The sequence below is a fragment of the Salinimicrobium sp. TH3 genome (genome assembly GCF_026676115.1).
In the GTDB taxonomy this organism is placed as follows: domain Bacteria; phylum Bacteroidota; class Bacteroidia; order Flavobacteriales; family Flavobacteriaceae; genus Salinimicrobium.
Map to the genome: position 1 here is coordinate 683,648 of NZ_JAPONB010000001.1, position 23,422 is coordinate 707,069.

Consider the following 23,422-nt stretch of genomic DNA (forward strand, 5'->3'; position numbering starts at 1 on the left):
TAAAGTGATTTTGGCTAACATTCGTGCATTCGTGGCTGAAAAACTTACCTCTCAAAAAGGGTTTTTTGGCAACTATTTCTGCGGAAAAATACGAAGCAATGAATTTTGAGCCGGTAAGAAAATGGTTCGGTTAATCAAGATAATATTCGTGAATTCATAGCCAAGGCTTACCTTTCAGAAAGGGAATTTTTGACAGTTATTTCTGCGGAAGAAGATTGTCATTGATGTTCTGGATATAATTTAGAACATCTTCACTCCCCATTCCGTTTGCCGAAGAGGTGACAAAAAACTGGGGCATTTCTGTCCAGGTTTTTAGCATCTCTGCCTGGTAGTCATTAATATTTCTTTCCAAAGCTTTGGGTTTCATTTTATCTGCTTTGGTAAAAATGATACAGAAAGGCACCTGGTGTTCTCCAAGCCAGCTCATAAATTCCATATCAATGGGTTGAGGTTTGTGACGGCTGTCGATAAGTACAAAAGCACAAATCATTTGCTCCCGCTTCTCGAAATACTGCGTAATAAATTTCTGAAAAGTCTTTTTTGCCGTCTTTGACACGCGGGCATAGCCATAGCCTGGTAAATCTACCAGGTACCAGCTTTGGTTGATCAAAAAGTGGTTTATAAGCTGAGTTTTTCCCGGCCGGCCAGAAGTCTTTGCAAGATCTTTCCTGTTGGTAAGAGCATTGATAAGGGAGGACTTCCCCACATTACTGCGGCCAATAAAAGCATATTCGGGCAGCCTGGTTTCGGGACATTTAGAAACATCAGAATTGCTAATGACAAATTCGGCCGATTTGATCTTCATGGGGTTGTTTTAGTACTTTCGGGCGGTCAACCAACGGAAAAGGATCTCATTGAAAGCTTCGGGATGTTCCATCATGGCTGCATGCCCACATTTTTCTATCCAGTAAAGGTTTGAGTCGGGCAACAGGCGGTGGAAATCTTCGGCTACTTCGGGAGGAGTAACATTGTCATTACGTCCCCAAATTATACAGGTGGGAGTTTTCATCTTTGGAAGATCTTTCGACATGTTATGACGAATTGCACTTTTTGCTATAGCCAGGGTTTTGATCAATTTGTTGCGATCATTAACCGTTTCGTATACATCATCCACAATTTCTTTGGTCGCTACTTTGGGATCGTAGAAAACATTTTCGGCTTTTTTCCGAATGTATTCATAGTCCCCTCTTTTTGGGTAACTTTCTCCCATGGCACTTTCGTAAAGACCCGAGCTACCTGTGATAACCAGGGCTTTTATGGAATTTGGGTAAAGTTTTGTGCAAAGAAGTGCTATATGGCCGCCAAGAGAATTACCCAGCAGGATCACCTGCTCAAATTGTTTGTGAACAATAAATTCCTGAAGGTATTTTGCAAAGGTGGCAACACTGGTTTTTAAAAGGGAAAGCTCGTACAGGGGCAATTTAAGCAGCACAACTTTGTAACCATGTTTTGGAAAGAAATCAAGAACTCCCTCAAAATTACTTAATCCTCCCATTAAACCGTGCAGGATTATAATTGGTGTTCCTTCACCTTCCTCCACATAACTAAATTTTCCTTCTTCCCTTAGATTATTTTCCATTGATGCCTTTGCTGTTAGCTTCGCAAATATAATGATTTCCTTACAAGTATACCGATTTTGCAGAAGCTGCCATAATTTTCTGCCGCCCAAATTTCACATTTTTTCCCGTACCGGGTTTATTAACATCAAATTTTTTTTAACATATGATTGATACAACTAAAACTGCTTCAAGTAGTTGGTATAACAGGTGGGAGTGAGTTAAGAAGTGGAAAATTTATCAACAATGTGGTAAAAAGTGGTAAAATGTGGTTTAAATTTCAATATATTTGAAGTTGTAAACTATAAGGGTGGTAAATCTCATTGGTACATATGAATGCAAGGTAGACGCTAAGGGCCGGTTGATGGTTCCTGCGCCTATGAAGAAGCAGTTGGTGCCAATAATGCAAGAGGGATTTGTGCTCAAACGTTCAGTTTTTAATCCCTGTTTAGAATTATATCCGTTGGAGCAATGGAACAAGGAGATGGAGAAGATTGGAGAACTTAACCAGTATGTGAAGGAGAATGTAGATTTTATAAGAATGTTTACAGCTGGTGTTAAATTAGTGGACGTTGATACTAACGGGAGATTGTTGATCCCGAAAGACCTTGTAAGGGTTGCGAAGATAAATAAGGAAGTGGTCCTTAATTCCTCTATTGGTAAAGTGGAGATATGGGATAAGGAACTATATGAAAAATCCATAGATACCCCTGCTGAAGAATTTGCGGCATTGGCCGAACGTGTAATGGGAAACAAAAACCGAAATGGAAATGAGTTACCATAATCCTGTATTGCTGAAGGAAAGTGTTGACGGGCTGAATATTCAGCCTTCGGGCGTTTATGTGGACGTAACTTTTGGTGGCGGCGGGCATTCCCGGGAGATCCTTAGTCGGCTTGGGCCACAAGGAAAGCTTTACGCTTTTGATCAGGATAAAGATGCCCTTGAGAATAAGATCGATGATGAGCGATTTACGCTTATAAACGAAAACTTCAGGTTTATCAAGCGTTTTCTAAGATTCTACGGTGTGAAAAAAGTAGATGGAATTCTTGGGGATTTTGGAGTTTCCTCTCACCAGTTCGATGTGGCTGAAAGAGGTTTTTCTACCCGTTTCGAGTCCAAACTTGATATGAGAATGGATCAGGGTAGTAGTCTTAGTGCATTTGAAGTAGTGAACAACTATGAAGAAAGGCAGCTTAAGGCAGTGCTGTTTAATTATGGAGAATTGAGAAGTGCGCCAAAAATTGCCCGAACGATAATCTCTGCCCGCAAGGAGGAAGAGATCTCGACAAGTGAAAGATTAAAAGAAGTTTTAAAACCTTTTTTGCCGGTAGGGCGGGAGCACAAGGTTCTTGCTCAGGTATATCAGGCGATTAGGATTGAGGTGAATCAGGAGATCGAAGTGCTCAAGGAATTTTTGTTGCAGACCGAAAATTTGTTGAAGCCGGGAGGCAGGCTAAGTCTTATTTCATATCACTCGCTCGAAGACAGGCTGGTGAAGAGGTATATAAGGAGTGGCATGTTTGAGGGTGAGCCCGAAAAAGATTTCTACGGAAACATTTCGGTTCCCTTTAAAAAGGTGGGAAAAATGATCGTGCCTTCTTCCGAAGAAATTAAGAAGAACAATCGTGCCCGTAGTGCAAGATTAAGAATAGCTGAAAGAAATGAATAGCATGAAAGAGAGCTTATACAACATCCTGAAAGGGAAATTTCTTATAAGTAACGACGCCTTTAACAACTGGCGTTTCATTCTTTTTTGTACAGTGCTGGCAATTTTTATGATTGGCAGCTCTCATAGTGCAGAGCAAAAGGTACATGAGATAGCGAGACTCAACGATGAGGTGCTGGAGTTGAGGACAGAGTTCCTTGATGGCAGGTCAAACCTCATGAAGCTAAAAATGGAATCTACTATTACAGGTAGAATGGCGCCAAAAGGTATTAAACCTTCAGATGTGCCGCCAACAAAGATCATAGTTAAGGAAAAAGAGTAATGGCAACTACTGAGAAGCACATACTTTACCGCATATATGTTGTGGCAGGTCTTATGTTCTTGCTCGCTGTTGCTGTGGGCTTTAAGCTTCTCAATATTCAGATAGTTGAGGGGGAGAATTACCGGGAAATGGCCGAGCAGCGTACCTACCGGAATTTTGTTATTCCGGCGAACCGTGGAAACCTTTATGATACCAATGGGAATTTGCTGGCGACTTCCATTCCTAAATATGATATAAGGTTTGATGCAGTTACAGTTTCAGATAAAAATTTCCAGGAAAATGTGGGGCCGCTTTCAGAAGGACTGGCAAAAATGTTTGGGGAATCTTCCTCAAGATGGGCGCAGAAACTACGATCTGCCAGGGCCAATAAGCACCGTTACCTGCTCATTGCCCGCAATCTTGGATATTCGGAATATATCAAAATAAAAAACTTTCCAATGTTCAACCTTGGTTCGAACCGGGGAGGAATTATTGTGGAACAAAGAACGGTGCGGGAGCATCCTCTTGGTAAAATGGCTGAACGCACTGTAGGTTATGAGCGGCAGGATGATAGCGGTTACTACACCCGGGTTGGACTTGAAGGAGCCTTTGGGCCATATCTTAGGGGTAAGGAAGGAAGACGACTTAAGCAGCGTATTTCAAAAGGACAATGGAAACCAATTAGCGACAATAACGAGGTCGAGCCAAAAGACGGCTATGACCTTATTTCTACTATTGACGTAAAGATCCAGGATATTGCTCACCACGCTTTACTTAAACAGCTGGAAAAATATGAGGCCGATCATGGTTCTGTAGTGGTAATGGAGACTGAAACAGGGGAGATCAAAGCGATTTCAAATCTTGGCCGCACCTCACAGGGAACTTATTTTGAAAAGTTAAACTACGCTGTTGGAGAAGCCCACGAACCGGGCTCAACCTTTAAACTTATGTCTATGATCGTAGCTCTGGAAGACAAGGTGATCGATACCAGTACTGTAGTAGACACAGAGAAAGGCCAGATGATTATTTACCGCAGAAGAGTTCGTGATTCCAAACATGGCGGTTACGGTAAGATCTCTGCAGGAAAAGCTTTTGAAGTTTCTTCCAACGTAGGGATCGTCAAACTTATTTATGAAAATTATAAGGACCAGCCTCAGAAATTTGTGGATCGGTTGAAAGCAATGCATCTTGATGAAAACCTGGGCCTTGCAATTAAAGGCGAGGGAACACCTTATATCCCCACGCCGGGAGATAAGACCTGGAGCGGGTTGTCCCTGCCTTGGATGGCATATGGCTACGGAAGTATCCAGATCACTCCGCTGCAAACGCTCACCTTTTACAATGCCATTGCTAATGGAGGTGAAATGGTGAAACCACGCTTTATTAAAGAAGTAAAGGAGTGGGATAAAGCCATTGAAAAATTTGAAAAGAAAGTTATTGATCCTCAAATATGCAGCCCCGAGACGGTTGCAAAAGTGACCGATTTGCTGAAGAATGTTGTAGAAAGGGGAACAGGAAAAAGCCTTTATGACCCTAATTTTTCCATGGCTGGCAAGACAGGAACTGCCCAAACTGAATACTGGAAAGAAGGCTGGGCGCAAAATCCCCAGTACATCTCTTCTTTTGTGGGATTCTTTCCTGTAGAAGATCCTAAATATTCCTGCATTGTTGTAATACATAAACCCGATAATAAAGTTGGGTATTATGGGGCAGACGTAAGCGGGCCGGTTTTTAAAAGGATTGCACAAAAAATATTTACAGATACCCCGGTGCTCGATGAATTTGAGACTTTAGAAACAGTAAATCCGGCTATCGAAAAGAATTACGAAAAGTATTTTGCCACAGCCAGGAATCTTGGAAAGGTAATACCAGATTTTAAAGGAATGCCTGCTATGGATGCAGTTTCGCTTTTGGAGAACCTTGGAGTGAAATATGAAATTTCCGGAAACGGAGAAGTGAGCCAGCAGTCGGTTAAACCCGGAACCAAGATCGCTGAAAACCTGGTGATAAAATTGAAATTGAGTTGATTTATTTAAAAGACATATTATACAGGGTTTCCCTGGAAGCAGTAGTTGGAAACACCAACATCCAGATCAATGATATTCATTTTGATTCCCGAAGAGTGAGTTTCAATGATATATTTGTGGCAATACGCGGTACCCAGACCGATGGCCATGGCTATATAGATAAGGCTGTAGAACAAGGCGCACTTGCAATTGTTTGTGAGGAAATGCCAAAGACCATGGTGAATGGGATCACTTATGTAAAAGTGAAGGACTCACAGCAGGCTTTAGCTTACATGGCCGATAATTTTTATGAAAATCCTTCAGAAAACCTGAAACTTGTTGGTGTTACAGGAACTAATGGTAAAACTACAGTTGCATCTCTCCTGTACCAGCTGTTCACAAAAGCAGGATTTAAAGTAGGATTGCTTTCTACAGTAAATGTTATGGTGGGAGAGGATAAATTTCCTGCTACTCACACCACTCCAGATTCTCTCACAATAAATTCTTATTTAAAGAAAATGAATGAGGCAGGGGTGGAGTTCTGTTTCATGGAAGTGAGTTCTCATGGGATTGCCCAGCATCGCACGACCGGGTTAAAATTTGCCGGCGGAATTTTCACCAACCTTACCCACGAGCATCTCGATTACCATAAATCTTTTGCCGAATACAGGGATGTCAAAAAAGCCTTTTTTGACCAGCTTCCGGCTTCAGCTTTTGCTTTAACCAATGGTGATGACAAGAATGGAAACGTAATGCTTCAGAATACAAAAGCCAGGAAATATACTTATGCTTTAAAATCTGTAGCCGATTATAAGGCGCAAATCCTGGAAAATGGATTTGGCGGCATGCTGCTGAAGATCAACGAGCAGGAGGTTTGGACTAAATTAATAGGAAACTTTAATGCCTATAATGTCCTGGCAATCTATGCTGCTTCAGAATTACTTGGATTGACAACTTTGGAAAGTTTAAAGTACATAAGTGAGCTCAACGCCGTTAGCGGAAGGTTTCAGTATCACATTTCCGAAGGAAAGATCACTGCAATAGTGGATTATGCACATACGCCAGATGCTTTGCATAACGTGCTGGAAACTATTAACAGTATTAGAACCAAGAATGAAGAATTGATCACTGTGGTTGGTTGCGGTGGAGATCGTGACCGTTCAAAAAGGCCAAAAATGGGACATATTGCTTCAGCTTTGAGCACCAAAGTGGTTTTTACCAGTGATAACCCCCGTACCGAAGATCCCGACAAGATCATTGAAGAAGTGGAAGCAGGAGTGGAGCCACAGAATTTCAAAAAAGTAATGTCTGTCACCAGCAGGCTACAGGCTATAAAAACTGCCTGCCAGCTGGCCAATAAGAATGATATCATCCTAATCGCCGGGAAAGGTCACGAGACTTACCAGGAGATCAATGGGGTGAGAAAGGATTTTGACGATTTCAAGATCGTAAGTGAATATTTAAAGCAGCTAAAAAAATAATTCTCCCGGAGAAGACAAACCGTATGTTATACCATCTGTTCGAATATCTTGAAGAAGCCTATACCTTTCCCGGGGAGAGACTGTATCAATACATCTCCTTTAGATCGGCTGTGGCTATTATCCTGTCTTTAGGTATTTCAACTATTTATGGAAAAAGGATAATCAATTTCCTTCGGAAGAAGCAGATTGGGGAAAGCGTTCGGGATCTAGGGCTTGAAGGCCAAACCCAAAAGGCCGGTACGCCAACAATGGGAGGAATAATTATCATTATTGCAACGCTAATCCCGGTATTGCTCGTAGCGAAGCTGGATAATATTTATGTGATCCTGTTGATCGTGACCACATTATGGATGGGAGCAATAGGATTTCTGGATGATTATATCAAAACCTTCCGGAAGGATAAAGAGGGACTAAAAGGTATTTTTAAGGTGGTAGGTCAGGTTGGACTTGGGCTTATAGTAGGAGCTACTATTTATTTTCATCCCGATATTACCATTAATGAAAATCCGCAGTTGCCCGGAAGTACCAATGCGGTAGAGCTTATTTCTTCTGCTGAAAATCCTGTGACAACCTCTGTGGAAGAGAAATCGACCAAAACTACTATTCCTTTTGTAAAGAACAACGAATTCGACTACGCCAGTCTTATCTCCTGGATCAATCCAGATTATGCACAATATGCGTGGTTGATATTCATTCCTATTGTAATCTTCATAGTAACGGCAGTTTCCAACGGAGCTAACCTTACCGATGGAATTGATGGGCTTGCCGCAGGAACTTCAACAATCATTGTTCTCACGCTGGGGATTTTTGCGTGGGTTTCGGGTAACATTATTTTTTCAGATTATCTCAATGTGATGTACATCCCCAGGACAGGGGAGATGACAATATTTATTTCGGCCTTTGCGGGAGCATTGGTAGGATTTCTATGGTACAATACTTTTCCTGCACAGGTTTTTATGGGAGATACCGGAAGTCTCACCATTGGCGGAATTATAGCCGTAATCGCACTGGCTACCCGAAAAGAATTATTGATCCCTATCCTTTGCGGAGTATTCCTTATTGAAAATCTCTCTGTAGTAATGCAGGTAGGCTGGTTCAAATACACCCGAAGAAAATATGGGGAAGGCAGAAGGATCTTTCTTATGTCGCCTTTACATCATCATTTTCAAAAGGCCGGTTTTCATGAAAGCAAGATCGTAGTAAGGTTCTGGATCATTGGGATCTTCCTGGCGATCGTAACCATTGTAACCCTTAAGATTCGCTAATGGAGGCAGGAGCAAAACATATGAAGGAGAAGAATTTCCTCGTCATCCTTGGAGGAGGCGAGAGCGGTGTGGGTACTGCCATCCTTGGAAAGAAGGAAGGCTTCAGGACATTTGTTTCAGACAAGGGAAAAATTAAGGAGCATTTCAAGGCCCAGCTTGACGCTCACGAAATTGACTGGGAAGAAGAAAAACATTCCGAAGAAAAGATCTTTGAAGCCGACATGGTAATGAAAAGTCCGGGGATACCTGACGATGCCCCCCTCGTCAGCCGGCTTAGAGGAAAAGGCATTCCGGTGATTTCAGAAATTGAATTCGCCTATGCCTTTACTAATGCAGTGTTGGTGGGAATAACAGGGAGTAATGGTAAAACCACTACTACCATGTTTACTCATCACCTGTTAAAAGAAGGCGGGTTGAATGTAGGAATGGCCGGTAACGTGGGACAGAGTTTTGCTAAACAAGTTGCCGAAACTAATGCAGATCATTACGTACTGGAGCTTAGCAGTTTTCAGCTTGATGGCATAGAGAAATTTAGGCCACATATTGCCGTTTTGACCAACATAACCCCAGATCATCTTGACCGCTACAGGCATGACTTTAATCAGTATATCGCCAGTAAGTTCAGGATCGTAATGAACCAGACAGAACAAGATTATTTTATATATGATGCCGATGATCCCGTGATCGCGAAATGGCTAAAAGAAAACCCTATACAGTCCCAAAAATTGCCTTTTTCACTCCGGGAGGAATTTGAAAAAGGAGCTTTTATTAAAGATAACCAACTTATTATTCGCACAGATAATTCAGAAATGACCATGCCAACATCAAACATAACCCTTGAGGGAAAACACAACGCCAAGAATGCGATGGCCGCAGCTACTGTTGCACAATTATTACGCATTAGAAAAGAGACAATAAGACAAAGCATGGAAAGTTTTCAAGGGGTGGAACACCGGCTTGAAAAAGTGCTTAAAATAAATAATGTCCAGTACATAAATGATTCCAAAGCTACCAATGTAAACGCGACTTATTACGCGCTTGAAAGTATGGAGTCTGAAACCGTCTGGATCGTTGGGGGTGTGGACAAAGGCAATGAATACGCAGAGTTATTACCATTGGTAAATGAAAAGGTAAAGGCTATTATTTGTCTTGGGGTAAATAATACTCCTATTTTAAATGCTTTTGGGAACTGTGTGGATCAGATTTTTGAAACACGTTCCATGGAAGATGCTGTAAAGCAGGCGTACAAAATTGCAGAAAAAGGAGATACTGTTCTCCTGTCTCCGGCTTGTGCAAGTTTTGATCTTTTTCAGAACTATGAAGACAGGGGTAGACAATTTAAAGAAGCAGTAAGGAATCTTTAAACTAAAGTTTCAAAAAGGGCATTAAATGACAGAAATTTTTTCAAGGATAAAAGGTGATAAAACTATCTGGGCTTCGGCTGCGCTGCTGGCGATCTTTTCGTTCCTGCCGGTGTACAGCGCCAGTAGTAATTTGGCCTACCTGTATGGAGATGGGAGTACCCTGCCGTACCTGGTGAGTCATTTTATTCACTTGTTCCTTGGATTTGTTATTATGTTCTTTGTACACAAGGTGCCGTATCACTATTTTGTAGGTCTTTCTATCATCACATTGCCGTTGTTGATACTGTTACTGTTGTTTACAGTTTCCCAGGGTGTAGTGATAGATGGTGCCAATGCAAGCAGATGGATCAATATTCCTATCCTGAACAAGACCTTTCAACCATCAACTCTGGCATCGGTGGTGCTGCTTACTTACGTGGCTAAATATATGGCCAAGGTCAAGGATAAAGAGTACAATTTTAAACAAACGATACTACCCTTATGGTTGCCGGTGGCAGTAGTTATGGGGCTTATCCTGCCCGCTAACTTTTCGACTACCGCCATCCTGTTTCTAATGGTGCTGCTGGTGACCTTTATTGGCGGTTATCCCTGGAAATATTTACTGGCAATCATAGGCGCGGGCATTGTGATGTTATCCATCTTTATGTTGACCGCAAAGGCATTTCCGGGACTCTTCCCCAACAGGGTGGATACCTGGATAAGTCGGGTGGAGAACTTCACCAATGATGAAGTTACTGAAGCCGATTATCAAATAGAAAAAGCCAAGATTGCTATCGCCAGTGGTGGAGTGACAGGCCAGGGTATTGGGAAAAGTGTGCAGAGGAATTTCCTGCCACAGTCCTCTTCAGATTTTATTTATGCCATTATTGTGGAGGAAATGGGGCTTATTGGAGGGATTGGAGTAATGCTGGCTTACCTCATGCTCTTTTTTAGAATAATTATTGTGGCTACAAAAGCCAATTCGGTGTTTGGAAAATTACTGGTGATAGGTGTAGGCCTGCCAATAATATTTCAGGCGCTGGTCAATATGGCCGTTGCGGTCGAATTATTTCCAGTAACAGGACAAACTTTACCACTTATAAGCAGTGGGGGTTCTTCGATCTGGATGACTTGTCTTGCACTGGGAATGGTGCTTAGTGTTAGTGTGAAGCGTGAGGAAGAGCTTCAACAAATGGAAAAACAAAACGATGCGGAGCAAGATAATCCGCTGGAAATTTTAAGCAAGGCAATATGAAAAATCAACTAAAAGTGATCATTTCTGGCGGAGGTACGGGAGGACATATTTTTCCCGCAATTTCTATTGCCAACGAATTAAAACTTCGATACCCGACTTGCGAGATTCTTTTTGTGGGAGCAGAGGATAAAATGGAGATGCAAAAAGTTCCCGAAGCGGGTTACAAAATAGAAGGTCTTTGGATAAGTGGCTTTCAACGCCGTATGACTGCCAGGAATTTACTTTTTCCGGTGAAATTGGTGAAGAGTTTGTGGAAGGCCCGGGATATAATAAAAAAATTTCAGCCTAATGTGGTGATAGGTACCGGTGGTTTTGCCAGTGGGCCTTTGCTGCAAATGGCAAACAGGGAAAACATTCCCACTTTGATCCAGGAACAGAATTCGTATCCCGGGATCACTAATAAACTCCTGGCCAAGGGTGCAAACACTATTTGTACGGCCTATCCCAATATGGGAAGGTTTTTTCCTGAAGAGAAAATTGTCCTAACCGGCAATCCCGTGCGGCAGGATTTGCTTACGGTTGATGAAAAACGAGAGGAGGCCATTAAGTTCTTCGGAATTGACCCAACAAAAAAGACCGTGCTGGTCCTGGGTGGAAGCCTGGGAGCAAGAAAGATCAATCAATTGGTTGAGGACAACCTGAAGGAGTTTGAGAAACACAACCTGCAGGTGATTTGGCAAACCGGAAGTCTTTATTTTGAAGATTACAGCAAATATGCCGAACTGGAAAACATCCAGACTTTCGCATTTTTGAACAGAATGGACCTTGCTTATGCAGCGGCCGATATTATTATCTCCCGGGCCGGGGCGGGAACAGTTTCTGAACTATGCATAATTGGAAAGCCGGTGGTTTTTATTCCCTCACCAAATGTAGCCGAAGATCATCAAACCAAAAACGCGATGGCGCTGGCCGAAAAAGACGCTGCAGTAATCCTTTCAGAAAGTCACCTGGAACAAGGCTTTAGATCGATCTTTTTTCCGCTGGTCGAATCAGATGAGAAGATGAAAAGTTTGGGCAAGAACATTAAGAAACTGGAGAAGCCGTTCGCTACGGCAAATATTGTAAACGAAGTAGAAAAATTATTGACTACCTGGAGGTAAATGGGGCATTACGATAACATACAAAATTTTTATTTTATAGGCATCGGCGGGATCGGGATGAGTGCCCTTGCGCGTTATTTTAATGCTGAAGGGAAAAAAGTAGCCGGTTACGACCGTGGCCGCACCGAACTTACCCGGCAATTACAGGAGGAAGGAATTGAAGTCATTAGTTCAGATAAGGTAGAAGACCTTCCTGAAGCTATTCAAAAAGACAGGGAATCTCTTATAATTTATACTCCTGCCATTCCAAAAGACCATCCACAATATCTTCATTTTACAGCCGATAGCTACACCATGGAGAAGCGGGCTGCAGTGCTTGGGAACCTTACAAAAGGGCATTTCACACTGGCAGTGGCGGGTACTCATGGTAAGACCACTACAAGTTCAATGCTTGCGCATTTGTTGAAACAATCCGGTCTTAAAATAACTGCATTTTTGGGAGGTATAGCAGAGAATTATAATTCCAACCTAATTCTTGACGGAGAGGAGGCCATGGTGGTGGAAGCCGATGAATTCGATCGCTCCTTCTTAAGCCTGTCACCAAACCTTGCTGCCATCACTTCTATGGATGCAGATCATCTTGACATTTACGGGGAAGATGCACAGATCAAGGAATCGTTTAAAGCTTTCGCGGCTTTAATTCCCGAAGGCGGAAAGTTATTTTATGCCAATGGTTTGCCGCTACTGGGAACATCTGTAGGGGTTGATGATGATGCAGATGTGGCCGCCGTGAACATAAGGGTCAAAAATGGCAGTTATCACTTCGATTTAAGGACAAAAGAAAAAACTTTCGAAGGCTTTGAATTAAGCCTTCCTGGGAAACATAATTTACAAAATGCAGTCACAGCTTTGGCAATGGCAATTGAATTCGGTGCCCCCCCCGGGTTCCTTGCCGAAGCTTTGGCTTCATTTAATGGCGTGCAACGTCGGTTTTCATACCGCATCAAGCGAGATGATCTTGTTTTTATAGATGATTACGCACATCATCCTTCAGAAATTATGGCGGTGCATCAGGCGGTTCGGGAAATGCATCCCGGGAAAAGGGTTCTGGCGGTATTTCAGCCACACCTTTTTAGCCGGACAAGAGACTTTGCTGAAGCTTTTGCTGAAAGCCTTAGCCTCTTTGACGAGTTGCTGCTGCTGGATATTTATCCGGCGAGAGAGAAGCCTATTGAGGGAATTACTTCAGAATGGCTTCTTAAGCTGATCAAAAATGACAAAAAAGAGATGGTTTCAAAAGAAGAACTTTCCGAAGTAATAAAGAGTAAAAATGCTGAGGTTGTGGTATTTATGGGAGCCGGTGATATAGGCAATGAAGTAGAGAAAATACGTAAAGAACTGGCAGGTGAAAATTAACTGGAATTACATAAAAACATTCTTGCTCATTGGCGTAGTGTTCTTTTTATTTGCATTCGCCGAAAAGCGCAATCATGCGCGGGTTCTTTCCGAAGTAAATTTGCATTTTACCAACAGCGAAAACCTGTATCTCACTGAAGAAGCGGTTAATAAATTGTTAATACAAAATGAGGTGAGGGTTAAGAGTATAGGCAAAGAAACTTTAGATTTGAGTAGGGTGGAAGCCCTTGTCGAATCTCATGATATGGTTGAGAGCGCCGAGGTCTTTCTCACGGTTGACGGGAAGATGGGAGCAGAGATCACCCAGAGGAAGCCGTTAGCCAGGGTGATGGCGAGTGCACCATTTTATATTGACAGGCAGGGATCGAAAATGCCGCTTTCAGAATATCATTCTGCACGGGTGCCGTTAGTGACCGGAGTGAATGAAGAGCAACTGGCAGAGTTACACCCGCTTATAGATTTTATCAATAAGGATGAATTTCTAACGCAACATGTAACCCAAATTACCCGCTTACCAAACGGCAAGTTTGAAATTTATCTAAGGCAACTTGATTTTGTGGTGGTTTTTGGCGAAGTGAAGAACATTGAAGAAAAATTTAAAAATTTTAAAGCTTTTTATCAAAAGGCATTGAAGGATAAGAAGCTTGACGCATATCAAAAAGTGGATTTACAATTTGGCGATCAGGTTGTATGCACTAAAAAGTAAAATATGGAACAGAACGACATCGCAGTAGGATTAGACATTGGTACTACTAAGATCGTAGCCATGATTGGCCGTAAGAATGACTACGGCAAAATGGAGATCATTGGGATTGGAAAGGCAAAGAGTCTCGGGGTGCACCGTGGGGTTGTGAATAACATTACACAAACAATACAGTCCATCCAGCAGGCGATACAGGAGGCAGAGGCAGATAGCGGAATGAAGATCAAAGATGTAGTGGTGGGCATTGCCGGCCAGCACATTCGCAGCTTACAGCACAGCGATTACATCACGCGTCCCAATCCTGATGAGGTAATAGATGCTACAGATATTGAAACCCTGTGCAATCAGGTACATAAACTGGTAATGCTTCCGGGAGAAGAGATCATCCATGTCTTACCTCAGGAATTTAAGGTGGACGGGCAGGCCGAGATTAAAGAGCCTATTGGAATGTATGGCGGCCGTTTGGAAGCCAACTTCCATGTAGTAGTGGGGCAGGTTTCCTCAATAAGGAACGTAGGAAGATGTGTGAAAAGTGCCGGCCTGGAACTATCGGCAGTTACTCTGGAGCCTCTGGCATCTGCTAATGCAGTGCTTAGTCAGGAAGAAAAAGAAGCGGGAGTTGCCCTTGTGGATATTGGAGGAGGCACGACAGATCTTGCCATATTTAAAGATGGGATCATTAGACACACTGCTGTCATACCGTTTGGTGGTGGTGTGATCACCGAAGATATAAAAGAAGGCTGTTCGATCATTGAAAAGCAGGCAGAGTTGCTTAAAGTAAAATTTGGATCTGCATGGCCGGGAGAGAATAAGGATAATGAAATTGTCTCTATTCCGGGATTACGTGGAAGAGAGCCTAAAGAAATAACTCTTAAGAACCTTTCAAAGATCATCCACGCCAGAGTAGTGGAAATCATTGAGCAGGTCTACCTGGAAATCAAAAATTACGGTCACGAAGAGCAGAAGAAAAAATTAATTGGGGGAATAGTTTTAACCGGAGGTGGTGCACAGCTTAAGCATATCAAGCAGCTGGTGGAATATATTACAGGAATGGATACCAGGATTGGTTATCCCAATGAACACCTTGCCGGGGATAGTGATACAGAAACAACAAGTCCTGTTTTTGCTACGGCAGTAGGATTGGTGTTAAACAGCCTTGAGATCAACAGCAAACATCCTTACGTAGAGGAGGAGGAAGAACATGGACAGGAGGAAGTGGCAGGAGGAGTGACGCCTACGGCAGTACCTCAGGAAGAGGAAGAAGAGCGGGAAGAACGTACCACAGTAAGTCAGCCCCGCAGAACGATATTTGAAAAATGGTTTGAAAAGTTCAAGGATTTTTTAGACAACGCCGAGTAGGTTCGGCGAAGAAATAAGCTATGAAAAAGAATAAAAAAGTAGAAAACCAGTAAAACAGAATTTATGAGCAGCACAGAATTCGGAAACATTACATTCGATCTCCCCAAGAATCAATCGAACGTTATAAAAGTTATTGGTGTAGGTGGAGGCGGTAGTAACGCAATCAACCACATGTTTCAACAAGGGATCAAGGGAGTTGATTTCGTGGTTTGCAATACAGATGCACAGGCCCTGGAAAACAGTCCTGTACCCAACAAGATACAGCTGGGAGTGAGAGAGACCGAAGGTCTTGGAGCTGGCGCCGATCCTGAAGTTGGTCGCAAAGCAGCTGAAGAAAGTTTTGATGAGATAAGAGCCCTTTTGGATACCAACACAAAGATGGTGTTTATCACCGCCGGGATGGGTGGTGGTACAGGAACAGGAGCTGCTCCCATCATTGCCAAACAAGCCAAGGACATGGGAATTCTCACGGTGGGGATCGTGACCAGCCCGTTTTTGTTCGAAGGCAAGACCAGAAATGAACAGGCCCAACTGGGAGTTGAAAACCTGCGAAGCCATGTTGATTCACTTATTGTAATCAACAACAATAAATTGCGTGAGGTTTATGGAAACCTTGGATTCAAAGCCGGGTTTTCCAAAGCCGATGAAGTACTGGCAACTGCTTCGCGCGGTATCGCCGAAGTAATAACTCATCACTATACGCAAAACATTGACTTGCGGGATGCTAAGACGGTTCTTAGTAACAGTGGTACTGCAATAATGGGATCTGCACAGGCATCTGGCGGAAGCCGTGCCCAGGATGCCATTTCAAAGGCTCTGGATTCCCCTCTGCTTAATGACAATAAAATTACCGGAGCCAAAAATGTGTTGCTGCTTATCATTTCCGGTTCCGAGGAGATCACTATAGATGAAATAGGGGAAATAAGTGACCATATCCAGGCAGAAGCCGGGCACAGTGCAAATATCATAATGGGTGTTGGTGAAGATGAAAGTCTTGACGATGCGATCTCGGTTACTATTATAGCAACCGGTTTTGATATTGAGCAACAAAACGATATTGTTAATACCGAAACCAAGAAGATCATTCACACTCTTGAAGATGAGCAAAGGGCCGAGCATGAACTTTCTCCCAGGAAGACATCTTCGGCTTATGATGGGCCTGCGCCTGCACCAAAAGAAGAGAATAAGATCGTTCATACGCTTTCTTTAGAAGACGAAGTTGATGAGGAGCCGGAGAGTAGCCATCCTTTACAAGCTGTGAGGGAAATGAAAGTGGATTATGAAGAGGTAAAACCTGCTGAGGAAACCGAATTTGTAATCACAGATAGTGTAAGGGAAGTAGAGGTTTCTGAACCCGAGGTTGTCAAACCCGACCCGCAGGAGCAACAGTTCATGTTTACTTTTGACATGCCTAAAAATGTTGCTTCAGAAGAAAAAGAAGCACCAAAAGCAGAGCAGCCTAAAGCACCCGCAGAGGAGCAAAAGGAACCTGTAAGGGAACAAAGAATAATCCATACCCTTTCCGAAGATGTGGAGGGGCAAAACCAGGTGAAGAAGGAGCTGTCCAATCAGACCAAGAACACCAACAATGGAGTAACCCGTTATTCTCTGAACGATTATATGGAGGTAGAGGAAATGCTGAAGAGTTCACAACCTGTTCAGAAATCTAAACCCGAACCGGAACCGGAAATTAGAAGAACGCCTGCGCCTGTTCAACCACCTGTTTCCAGAGTTGCCCCAAAACCCGAAGAATCCAAACAGGCTCCCGAAGAGGAGGCAGATCCATTTAATATTCCAATCAATGAAAGCCTGGTAAAAAGGTCGGCTGAAAGACGGGCTAAAATGAAGGAGTTCAACTATAAGTTTAGGAATAACCTTAAGGTGGATGAGTATGAAAGACAACCGGCTTATAAAAGACAGGGAATAGATCTTGACAACACTAAACCGGGAGAGGGAAAATTATCCCGAACTACTTTAGGTAGCGGTGATGATGATGAAATGAGATTTAGGACCAACAATTCTTTTTTACACGATAATGTAGATTAAGTAGTCCCCCAACTATTTAAAACCCGAAGCCAGTCCCCCGGTTTCGGGTTTTTTTGTGTCCGGGAAGTTCTCTCTTTGACCTATTTCGTTATCTTCGCAGGACTAATAAAATCCCATTAAAAATGAGTTTACAGGATAAAGTAATGGCCGAGATGAAAGAGGCTATGCGAGCTAAGGACAGTAATAAACTTGAAGCTTTGAGAGCGGTAAAGAGTGCAATATTATTAGCAAGGACCGATGCTTCGGGAAAAGATGGACTAAGTGAAGATGAAGAGTTGAAACTCTTACAGCGCCTTGTAAAACAGCGAAAAGAAAGTGCTGCAATCTATAAGGAGCAGGGCCGTGAAGATTTGGCTCAACCCGAACTGGACCAGGCAGCTGTAATAGAAAATTTCCTTCCCGAGCAAATGAGTGAGCAGGAAATAGAGGCCGAAGTTGATAAGATAATTTCGCAAACGGGAGCCAGCGGGATGCAGGATATGGGAAAAGTAATGGGATTAGCTTCCAAAGAATTGGCCGGCAGGGCAGATGGAAAGACTATTTCTATGGTGGTGAAGAGGAAACTTAGTAGTTAGTATTGAGTATTGAGATGGTTACAGGTTTCCTAACTAAGAGTGAGGGGGGGGGAGAAAGTTAGGACTCATCGGACTTTTTAAGAACGTCTTATTATGTTCTAAAGTCTGGGAAATTCTTTGTCGCAGTTTAAAGTTTTTATGTAAATTGCGCCTTCTTAAAAGGCCCCGTGGCGCAACTGAATAGCGCATCAGATTTCGGCTCTGAGGGTTGGGGGTTTGAATCCCTCCGGGGTCACATCAGTCAAAAAACCACGCCACAGGCGTGGTTTTTTTTATAAAGAAATCAAGCTGCGCTTGAAATTTCGAAATGAAATAAAGAGCCAGGGCGACAGCTCGTGGTTTCTAATATACAGGAGTGAAGTAAATTCCCTGTTTTTCACGTATAAATCAATAAACTCCAGAATTAGTTTTCTGGAGTTTTGTTTTTTAGGACTTAGATTTAAGCTTTCATTAGGGAGCCATAAAGATTACTGGAAGTAGAATGAGAATTAAAGAGATCAATCAACAAATAGTAGAGCAGGAAAAATTATATATAATGAATCAGGCTAATTTTGAAGTGTAGGATCTGTTTATTTTTTTAATAACTCCAGCGCCAGAAGTTTATCCAAGGTTAAATATACCTCTTAAAGTTTAGATGATAATTCTAAGGTTAAATCTCAGGAGAAATGTTTTTATCTAAACGATAAAACCCAGCAGTACCAGAAAGATGAAAAAGGCGACAACCAGGCAATGGTCAGACCAAACCTCGAAATTAGACACCTTTTCTTTTTCTTCGGAATTTCTTTTATGTGAGCTCATGATGAAAAATTTTTAAGGTTCTAAATCTCTTAAATCCTCTTAAAAGGGATTAAATCTAATTTAGAAAATTTTAAGTTTTCAGCAAACTATTAGATGTTAAATGTCTGAAATAGAGTACAAAAATCCCTCTATGGTTTTAATTTTTCTCTGAAATTGAGTTAATAAAACTAAAATATTCAGGAACTGCAGGAAAGCATGGAACAACCCGCTTTTTTTGCTGCCCATTCCGGTCTTTTGGCGACCAGCTCCTCAAAGCCGGCTAAGGAATACGGCTGCTTTAGCGCCTCCTGGAGCTTCAGGAAGAGCATGTTCTCTCCTTTTTCCAGCTCTTCAATAGCCTGGTGTAAAAGGTAATTCCGTAGGATAATCCTGGGATTATTTAGGTTCATGAGCTTCTTACTTTCTTCTTCAGAAAGGCTGCTGTTTTTTCGCATATTGTAATAATCGGCTATAAGAGCTGTAAAGAGTTCTTCGTCCTGTGGCTCCAGGTTGTCATAAAACGAGGGCTGGAAATGTAAAACTGGTTCAGAAGCAGCTTCAGAAGGAACATCGGCGAGTAAGCGATAGAAGATGGTCATATCTGGCTGAACTACGGAGAGCATTTTTTCGAAACGGGAGATGAGTTCCTTTTCTTTTTTCCCCACTTTATCAAATCCAAGTTTGCGACCCATCATTCCATAATAATAGTCCCAAAAGGACTTTTCATAGGTTCCCAGTGCGGCTTCAAGACCCTCTGTATCTTCAAAGAGTAGGGAAAGAGCATTGGCAAGCCTGCCAAGATTCCAGTATCCTATTGAAGGTTGGTTTCCAAAAGCATAACGACGGCCGGGAAGATCTGTGGTATTAGGAGTAAAATTATGATCGTAATTGTCGAGAAAAGAGAAAGGGCCGTAATCTATTGTTAGGCCAAGGATGGACATATTATCTGTATTCATTACCCCATGTACGAAGCCTACTCTTTGCCACTCACTCATCAAAAATGCTGTTTTTTCAACTACTTCTTCAAACCATTTTAAAATATTCTCTTCACCTGTAAGATGAGGGTAATATCGGTCTATGGTCCAGTTTACAAGTTGTCGGAGCTTTTCGGTTTCCCGCTGTGCAGCCAGTAATTCGAAGTTTCCGAAGCGTAAGAAAGACGGAGCCACGCGGGTTACAATCGCACCGGGTTCATATTCAGGATTGCCGTTATAAAACATGTCGCGCAATATATTGTCTCCTGTGGAAACCAGCGAAAGGGCCCGGGTAGTGGGTACTCCCAGGTGGTGCATAGCTTCGCTCATCAAATATTCCCTCACAGAGGATCGTAGTACCGCCCGCCCATCGGCATGCCTGGAATAGGCAGTGGGACCCGCACCTTTTAATTGAAGTTCAAAAATGCCATTTTTGGTGCTCCATTCCCCAAGGTTTATAGCGCGACCATCTCCCAATTGTCCTGCCCAATTCCCAAATTGGTGACCTGCATAGCAGGCTGCATAAGGAACCATGGAAGATGTGACCTTATTGCCGGCGAGAATCTCAATATCTGTTTGAGATGGATATTTGACCTCAAGTTTTTCGGCCAGATCGGTTGACCAGGCAAGTAACTTTGGTGCTGCTACAGGAGTGGGGGCAGCCCGGCTGTAAAGTTTTCCCGGGGTTTGACGTGGAGTACGATCCCCGCTGTCATCTCCTTCAAAGCTCTTTGTGAAGGTATTTTCAAATTCTTTTTCTGAAATAGCAATCATGGAATATTTTTTCTCAAAATACGAAACTTTCAGCAAGACCTGAAGGGGCATTTTCTGTTGGCTGCTGTTCAACCTACAAGAACCGAGAAACTGATTTTTAGAAAGTAAGAATTTTCTTTAGAAAATTAACAGCAGCTTAGACAATGATAAAGAATTAAGTTAAACCTAAATTAAATTGTATTTGGGAGAAGAAGATCTAATTTATTTTTATAAAAAAAATTCAAGACATGATTTCTTACCAGAGCAAAAACGACATTCAAAACCAGGTGCTTAACCTGTTGCCGCACCAAATTGAGGAGTGCAGGGAGTGTGACAAACTTCCCGAATCTCTTGTAGAGCTTATAAAACATAATTACCAGGCCACTTTCGTATGCTATGATAAACATTCCAATTGCATTGAAGTGGGAATTGAAAATGAAAAAGAGAATTCACCTTATCCTGAAATACAGGTTCAAAAAATCCCGCTTAAGAAAGCTGTGGCCCAACTTAAAAAGACCTTTAGGAATAGTGATTCTGATCTTAAATTCTATGGAAAAATTCTGGCGAGCTATGGCTCTTCTTCCAGGGTTGAAGATGTAGTTTTGGTCTAGCAATAATTTGCAAATTTAACTTAAGCTTCCCGAAGTAATTTTCGAGGAGCTTTTTTTATGGAAAAAACTTTCAGGCTTCTATCTTTGCCAATATACCCTTCAGTTATAACAATGAATTCAACCAGCTATATTCTTGCCCGCACAAACTTTCCGCAAAAAAGCGTAGAAAATACACTGCAATTGTTGAAAGAAGACGCTACAATTCCTTTTATTTCAAGGTACCGCAAAGAAATGACCGGGAATTTGGATGAGGTGCAAATTGAACAAATAGTAAAACTTAAAGGCGAATTTGAGGAACTGGAGAAGCGAAAGAAAAGCATATTGAAGGCCATTTCTGAACAGGAGGCTCTAACTCCCGAACTGGAATCTAAAATTCTTGCTACAAGCGATCTTGTTCATCTCGAGGATCTTTATCTGCCTTACAAGAAAAAACGGAAAACCAGGGCCGATGCTGCACGGGAACTTGGGCTGGAGCCATTAGCGAAAATGCTCATGGCACAAAATTCCCCTAATATTGAAGCTGCGGCAGAAAGATTTACAGGGAAGGATGTTGCTTCCGCAGCCGATGCGCTTTCCGGAGCAAAGGACATTGTAGCGGAATGGATCAATGAGCATCAAGGTGTGAGAAACCAACTTCGGAAGATGTTTCTACAGAAGGCAATGATCTCTTCAAAAGTGATCAAAAAGAAGGTGGAAGAGGAGGAAGCACAGAAATTCCGGAATTATTTTGAATGGGAGGAAAAGCTGAAGTTTATTCCGTCTCACCGGTTACTAGCCATTCTTCGGGCCGAAAAAGAGGGTTTTGTCAGGGTAAAGGTGGAAGTGGAGCAGGAAGAGGCTTTTAGGGCGGTATCGGCAGCTATCCTAAAGCCGCAGCAAAACTCCTGTAAGCCTATTTTGGAGGAGGCTATTGAGGATGCTCTTAAAAGGCTTCTTTTTCCCGCACTTTCCAATGAAGTGCTAAGCATTGCAAAAGAAAAAGCAGATGAAGATGCGATTAAAGTCTTTGCCGATAACCTAAGGCAGTTATTGCTCGCACTTCCTTTGGGTTCAAAAAGAATTTTGGCGCTCGACCCGGGGTATAAATCGGGATGTAAGTTGGTCTGTCTGGATGAAAAAGGCGATTTGCAACATAATGAAACCATTTTTCCACATCCGCCACAAAAGGAAATTGCCATGGCTTCAAAAAAGGTAAAATCTTTGGTGAATTCTTACAATATAGAAGCCATTGCCATAGGAAACGGAACTGCCTCCCGTGAAACTGAATTTTTCATCAAGAACATACGCTTCGACCGGGATGTACAGGTGTTTATCGTCAATGAGGCCGGGGCCTCGGTATATTCCGCTTCAAAAATTGCCCGGGCCGAATTTCCCAATTTTGACGTCACTGTGAGAGGAGCTGTGTCAATTGGCCGCAGACTCGCAGATCCATTGGCCGAACTGGTGAAAATAGATGCTAAAGCAATAGGTGTTGGGCAGTACCAGCACGATGTAGATCAAACAAAGCTTAAGAATGAACTTGACCGCGTAGTGGAAAGTTGTGTGAATGCAATTGGAGTCAATCTTAATACGGCCAGTGCCTCTTTGTTAAGCTATGTTTCGGGCATTGGACCTGCTTTAGCTGAAAACATTACCAATTACCGAAGTGAAAATGGGGAGTTTTCCTCCCGAAAAGAATTGCTGAAAGTTCCCCGCCTGGGAGCCAAGGCTTTTGAACAGGCAGCTGGATTTCTCAAAGTGCCCAATTCTGAAAATCTTTTGGACAATTCGGCTGTACATCCTGAAAGTTATTCCATAGTAGAAAAAATGGCCGCCGATCTTAAGGTGGACCTGAAGGAGCTCATTGGTAACACAGCCCTGATATCAAAAATAACTCCTGAAAATTACATTTTTGACACTGTAGGTTTACCTACGATTAAAGATATCCTGCACGAACTTGAAAAACCCGGAGTAGATCCCCGCAAGTCGGCTAAGGTATTTGAATTTGACCCCAATATCAAAACAATTAAAGATCTCAAACCCGGGATGAAGCTGCCCGGGATCGTGAATAATATCACCAACTTTGGGTGTTTTGTAGATGTTGGAGTCAAAGAAAGCGGACTGGTCCATATCTCTAAGCTCAAAAATGATTTCGTAAGCGATGTGAATTCGGTAGTAAAACTGCATCAGCATGTACAGGTAACGGTGATGGAAGTAGATGAACAAAGAAAGCGGATACAACTTTCAATGATCGGTTAATTTGAAGTACGATAAGAGATCGAGGTAGTATTCTTCTAAATAAAGTTGTAGGCTTA

General features: G+C 42.4%; 20 protein-coding genes and 1 tRNA gene. 17 read left to right on the top strand and 4 right to left on the bottom strand.

Going from position 1 to position 23,422, the window contains the following annotated elements; genetic code table 11:
• Positions 1–196: 196 nt before the first annotated feature.
• Both yihA and OU683_RS02925 read right to left on the bottom strand, forming a co-directional pair.
• Positions 197–805, bottom strand: coding sequence for a ribosome biogenesis GTP-binding protein YihA/YsxC (gene yihA, locus OU683_RS02920; protein WP_268134955.1), 609 nt, complete (start codon positions 803–805; stop codon positions 197–199).
• Positions 806–814: 9 nt separating this feature from the next.
• Positions 815–1,579, bottom strand: a complete 765-nt coding sequence (locus tag OU683_RS02925) for an alpha/beta fold hydrolase (protein ID WP_268134957.1) — start codon at positions 1,577–1,579, stop codon at positions 815–817.
• A gap of 287 nt (positions 1,580–1,866) precedes the next feature.
• On the opposite strand from OU683_RS02925, the gene mraZ reads away from it, so the two are divergent.
• The 15 genes from mraZ (at position 1,867) to OU683_RS03000 (ending at position 18,248) form a co-directional block, all read left to right on the top strand.
• The gene (gene mraZ / locus OU683_RS02930) at positions 1,867–2,340 is read left to right on the top strand and encodes a division/cell wall cluster transcriptional repressor MraZ (protein WP_268134959.1); all 474 of its coding nucleotides are present in this window, start codon (positions 1,867–1,869) and stop codon (positions 2,338–2,340) included.
• Positions 2,327–3,226, top strand: a complete 900-nt coding sequence (gene rsmH, locus OU683_RS02935) for a 16S rRNA (cytosine(1402)-N(4))-methyltransferase RsmH (protein ID WP_268134961.1) — start codon at positions 2,327–2,329, stop codon at positions 3,224–3,226. Before mraZ ends, rsmH begins: the two co-directional genes overlap by 14 nt.
• 1 nt (position 3,227) lies before the next feature.
• A complete protein-coding gene (locus tag OU683_RS02940) occupies positions 3,228–3,545 on the top strand; it encodes an FtsL-like putative cell division protein (RefSeq protein WP_228914429.1) in 318 nt (105 codons plus the stop codon).
• Positions 3,545–5,551, top strand: a complete 2,007-nt coding sequence (locus OU683_RS02945) for a penicillin-binding protein (RefSeq protein ID WP_268134963.1) — start codon at positions 3,545–3,547, stop codon at positions 5,549–5,551. Before OU683_RS02940 ends, OU683_RS02945 begins: the two co-directional genes overlap by 1 nt.
• On the top strand, positions 5,548–7,011 hold the full coding sequence (locus OU683_RS02950) for a UDP-N-acetylmuramoyl-L-alanyl-D-glutamate--2,6-diaminopimelate ligase (RefSeq protein WP_268134965.1): 1,464 nt from the start codon (positions 5,548–5,550) through the stop codon (positions 7,009–7,011). The genes OU683_RS02945 and OU683_RS02950 overlap by 4 nt, the downstream gene beginning before the upstream one ends.
• A gap of 23 nt (positions 7,012–7,034) precedes the next feature.
• Positions 7,035–8,276, top strand: coding sequence for a phospho-N-acetylmuramoyl-pentapeptide-transferase (gene mraY, locus OU683_RS02955; protein ID WP_268134967.1), 1,242 nt, complete (start codon positions 7,035–7,037; stop codon positions 8,274–8,276).
• Between the two features lie 20 nt (positions 8,277–8,296).
• On the top strand, positions 8,297–9,640 hold the full coding sequence (gene murD / locus OU683_RS02960) for a UDP-N-acetylmuramoyl-L-alanine--D-glutamate ligase (protein ID WP_268135048.1): 1,344 nt from the start codon (positions 8,297–8,299) through the stop codon (positions 9,638–9,640).
• A gap of 25 nt (positions 9,641–9,665) precedes the next feature.
• A complete protein-coding gene (locus OU683_RS02965; RefSeq protein WP_268134969.1) occupies positions 9,666–10,874 on the top strand; it encodes an FtsW/RodA/SpoVE family cell cycle protein in 1,209 nt (402 codons plus the stop codon).
• Positions 10,871–11,974, top strand: a complete 1,104-nt coding sequence (murG, locus tag OU683_RS02970; protein ID WP_268134971.1) for an undecaprenyldiphospho-muramoylpentapeptide beta-N-acetylglucosaminyltransferase — start codon at positions 10,871–10,873, stop codon at positions 11,972–11,974. Before OU683_RS02965 ends, murG begins: the two co-directional genes overlap by 4 nt.
• On the top strand, positions 11,975–13,330 hold the full coding sequence (gene murC, locus OU683_RS02975; RefSeq protein ID WP_268134973.1) for a UDP-N-acetylmuramate--L-alanine ligase: 1,356 nt from the start codon (positions 11,975–11,977) through the stop codon (positions 13,328–13,330). It abuts the gene before it with no gap.
• Positions 13,320–14,036 carry a cell division protein FtsQ/DivIB gene (locus OU683_RS02980; protein WP_268134975.1) on the top strand — a complete coding sequence of 239 codons (717 nt, stop codon included), beginning with the start codon at positions 13,320–13,322 and terminating at the stop codon, positions 14,034–14,036. The genes murC and OU683_RS02980 overlap by 11 nt, the downstream gene beginning before the upstream one ends.
• Positions 14,037–14,039: 3 nt before the next feature.
• Positions 14,040–15,392, top strand: coding sequence for a cell division protein FtsA (ftsA, locus tag OU683_RS02985; protein WP_268134977.1), 1,353 nt, complete (start codon positions 14,040–14,042; stop codon positions 15,390–15,392).
• A 63-nt stretch (positions 15,393–15,455) separates the two neighbouring features.
• Positions 15,456–17,438 (top strand): cell division protein FtsZ, encoded by a 1,983-nt coding sequence (gene ftsZ, locus OU683_RS02990; protein WP_268134979.1) that lies wholly within the window; start codon positions 15,456–15,458, stop codon positions 17,436–17,438.
• Positions 17,439–17,560: 122 nt separating this feature from the next.
• Positions 17,561–18,013, top strand: coding sequence for a GatB/YqeY domain-containing protein (locus tag OU683_RS02995; RefSeq protein WP_268134981.1), 453 nt, complete (start codon positions 17,561–17,563; stop codon positions 18,011–18,013).
• 161 nt (positions 18,014–18,174) lie between these two features.
• Positions 18,175–18,248, top strand: a tRNA-Arg gene (locus OU683_RS03000).
• A 440-nt stretch (positions 18,249–18,688) separates the two neighbouring features.
• On the opposite strand, the gene OU683_RS03005 is transcribed toward OU683_RS03000, so the two are convergent.
• Entirely contained in the window at positions 18,689–18,811 is a 123-nt protein-coding gene (locus OU683_RS03005; RefSeq protein WP_268134982.1) for a hypothetical protein, read from the bottom strand.
• A 176-nt stretch (positions 18,812–18,987) separates the two neighbouring features.
• Positions 18,988–20,538, bottom strand: coding sequence for a protein adenylyltransferase SelO (locus tag OU683_RS03010; protein WP_268134984.1), 1,551 nt, complete (start codon positions 20,536–20,538; stop codon positions 18,988–18,990).
• A gap of 227 nt (positions 20,539–20,765) precedes the next feature.
• Here OU683_RS03010 and OU683_RS03015 point away from each other — a divergent pair, with 227 nt between their 5' ends.
• Positions 20,766–21,128: a hypothetical protein gene (locus tag OU683_RS03015; RefSeq protein WP_268134986.1), complete on the top strand. Its 363-nt coding sequence runs from the start codon at positions 20,766–20,768 to the stop codon at positions 21,126–21,128.
• A gap of 111 nt (positions 21,129–21,239) precedes the next feature.
• Positions 21,240–23,366 (top strand): Tex family protein, encoded by a 2,127-nt coding sequence (locus tag OU683_RS03020; RefSeq protein ID WP_268134987.1) that lies wholly within the window; start codon positions 21,240–21,242, stop codon positions 23,364–23,366.
• Positions 23,367–23,422: the final 56 nt, after the last annotated feature.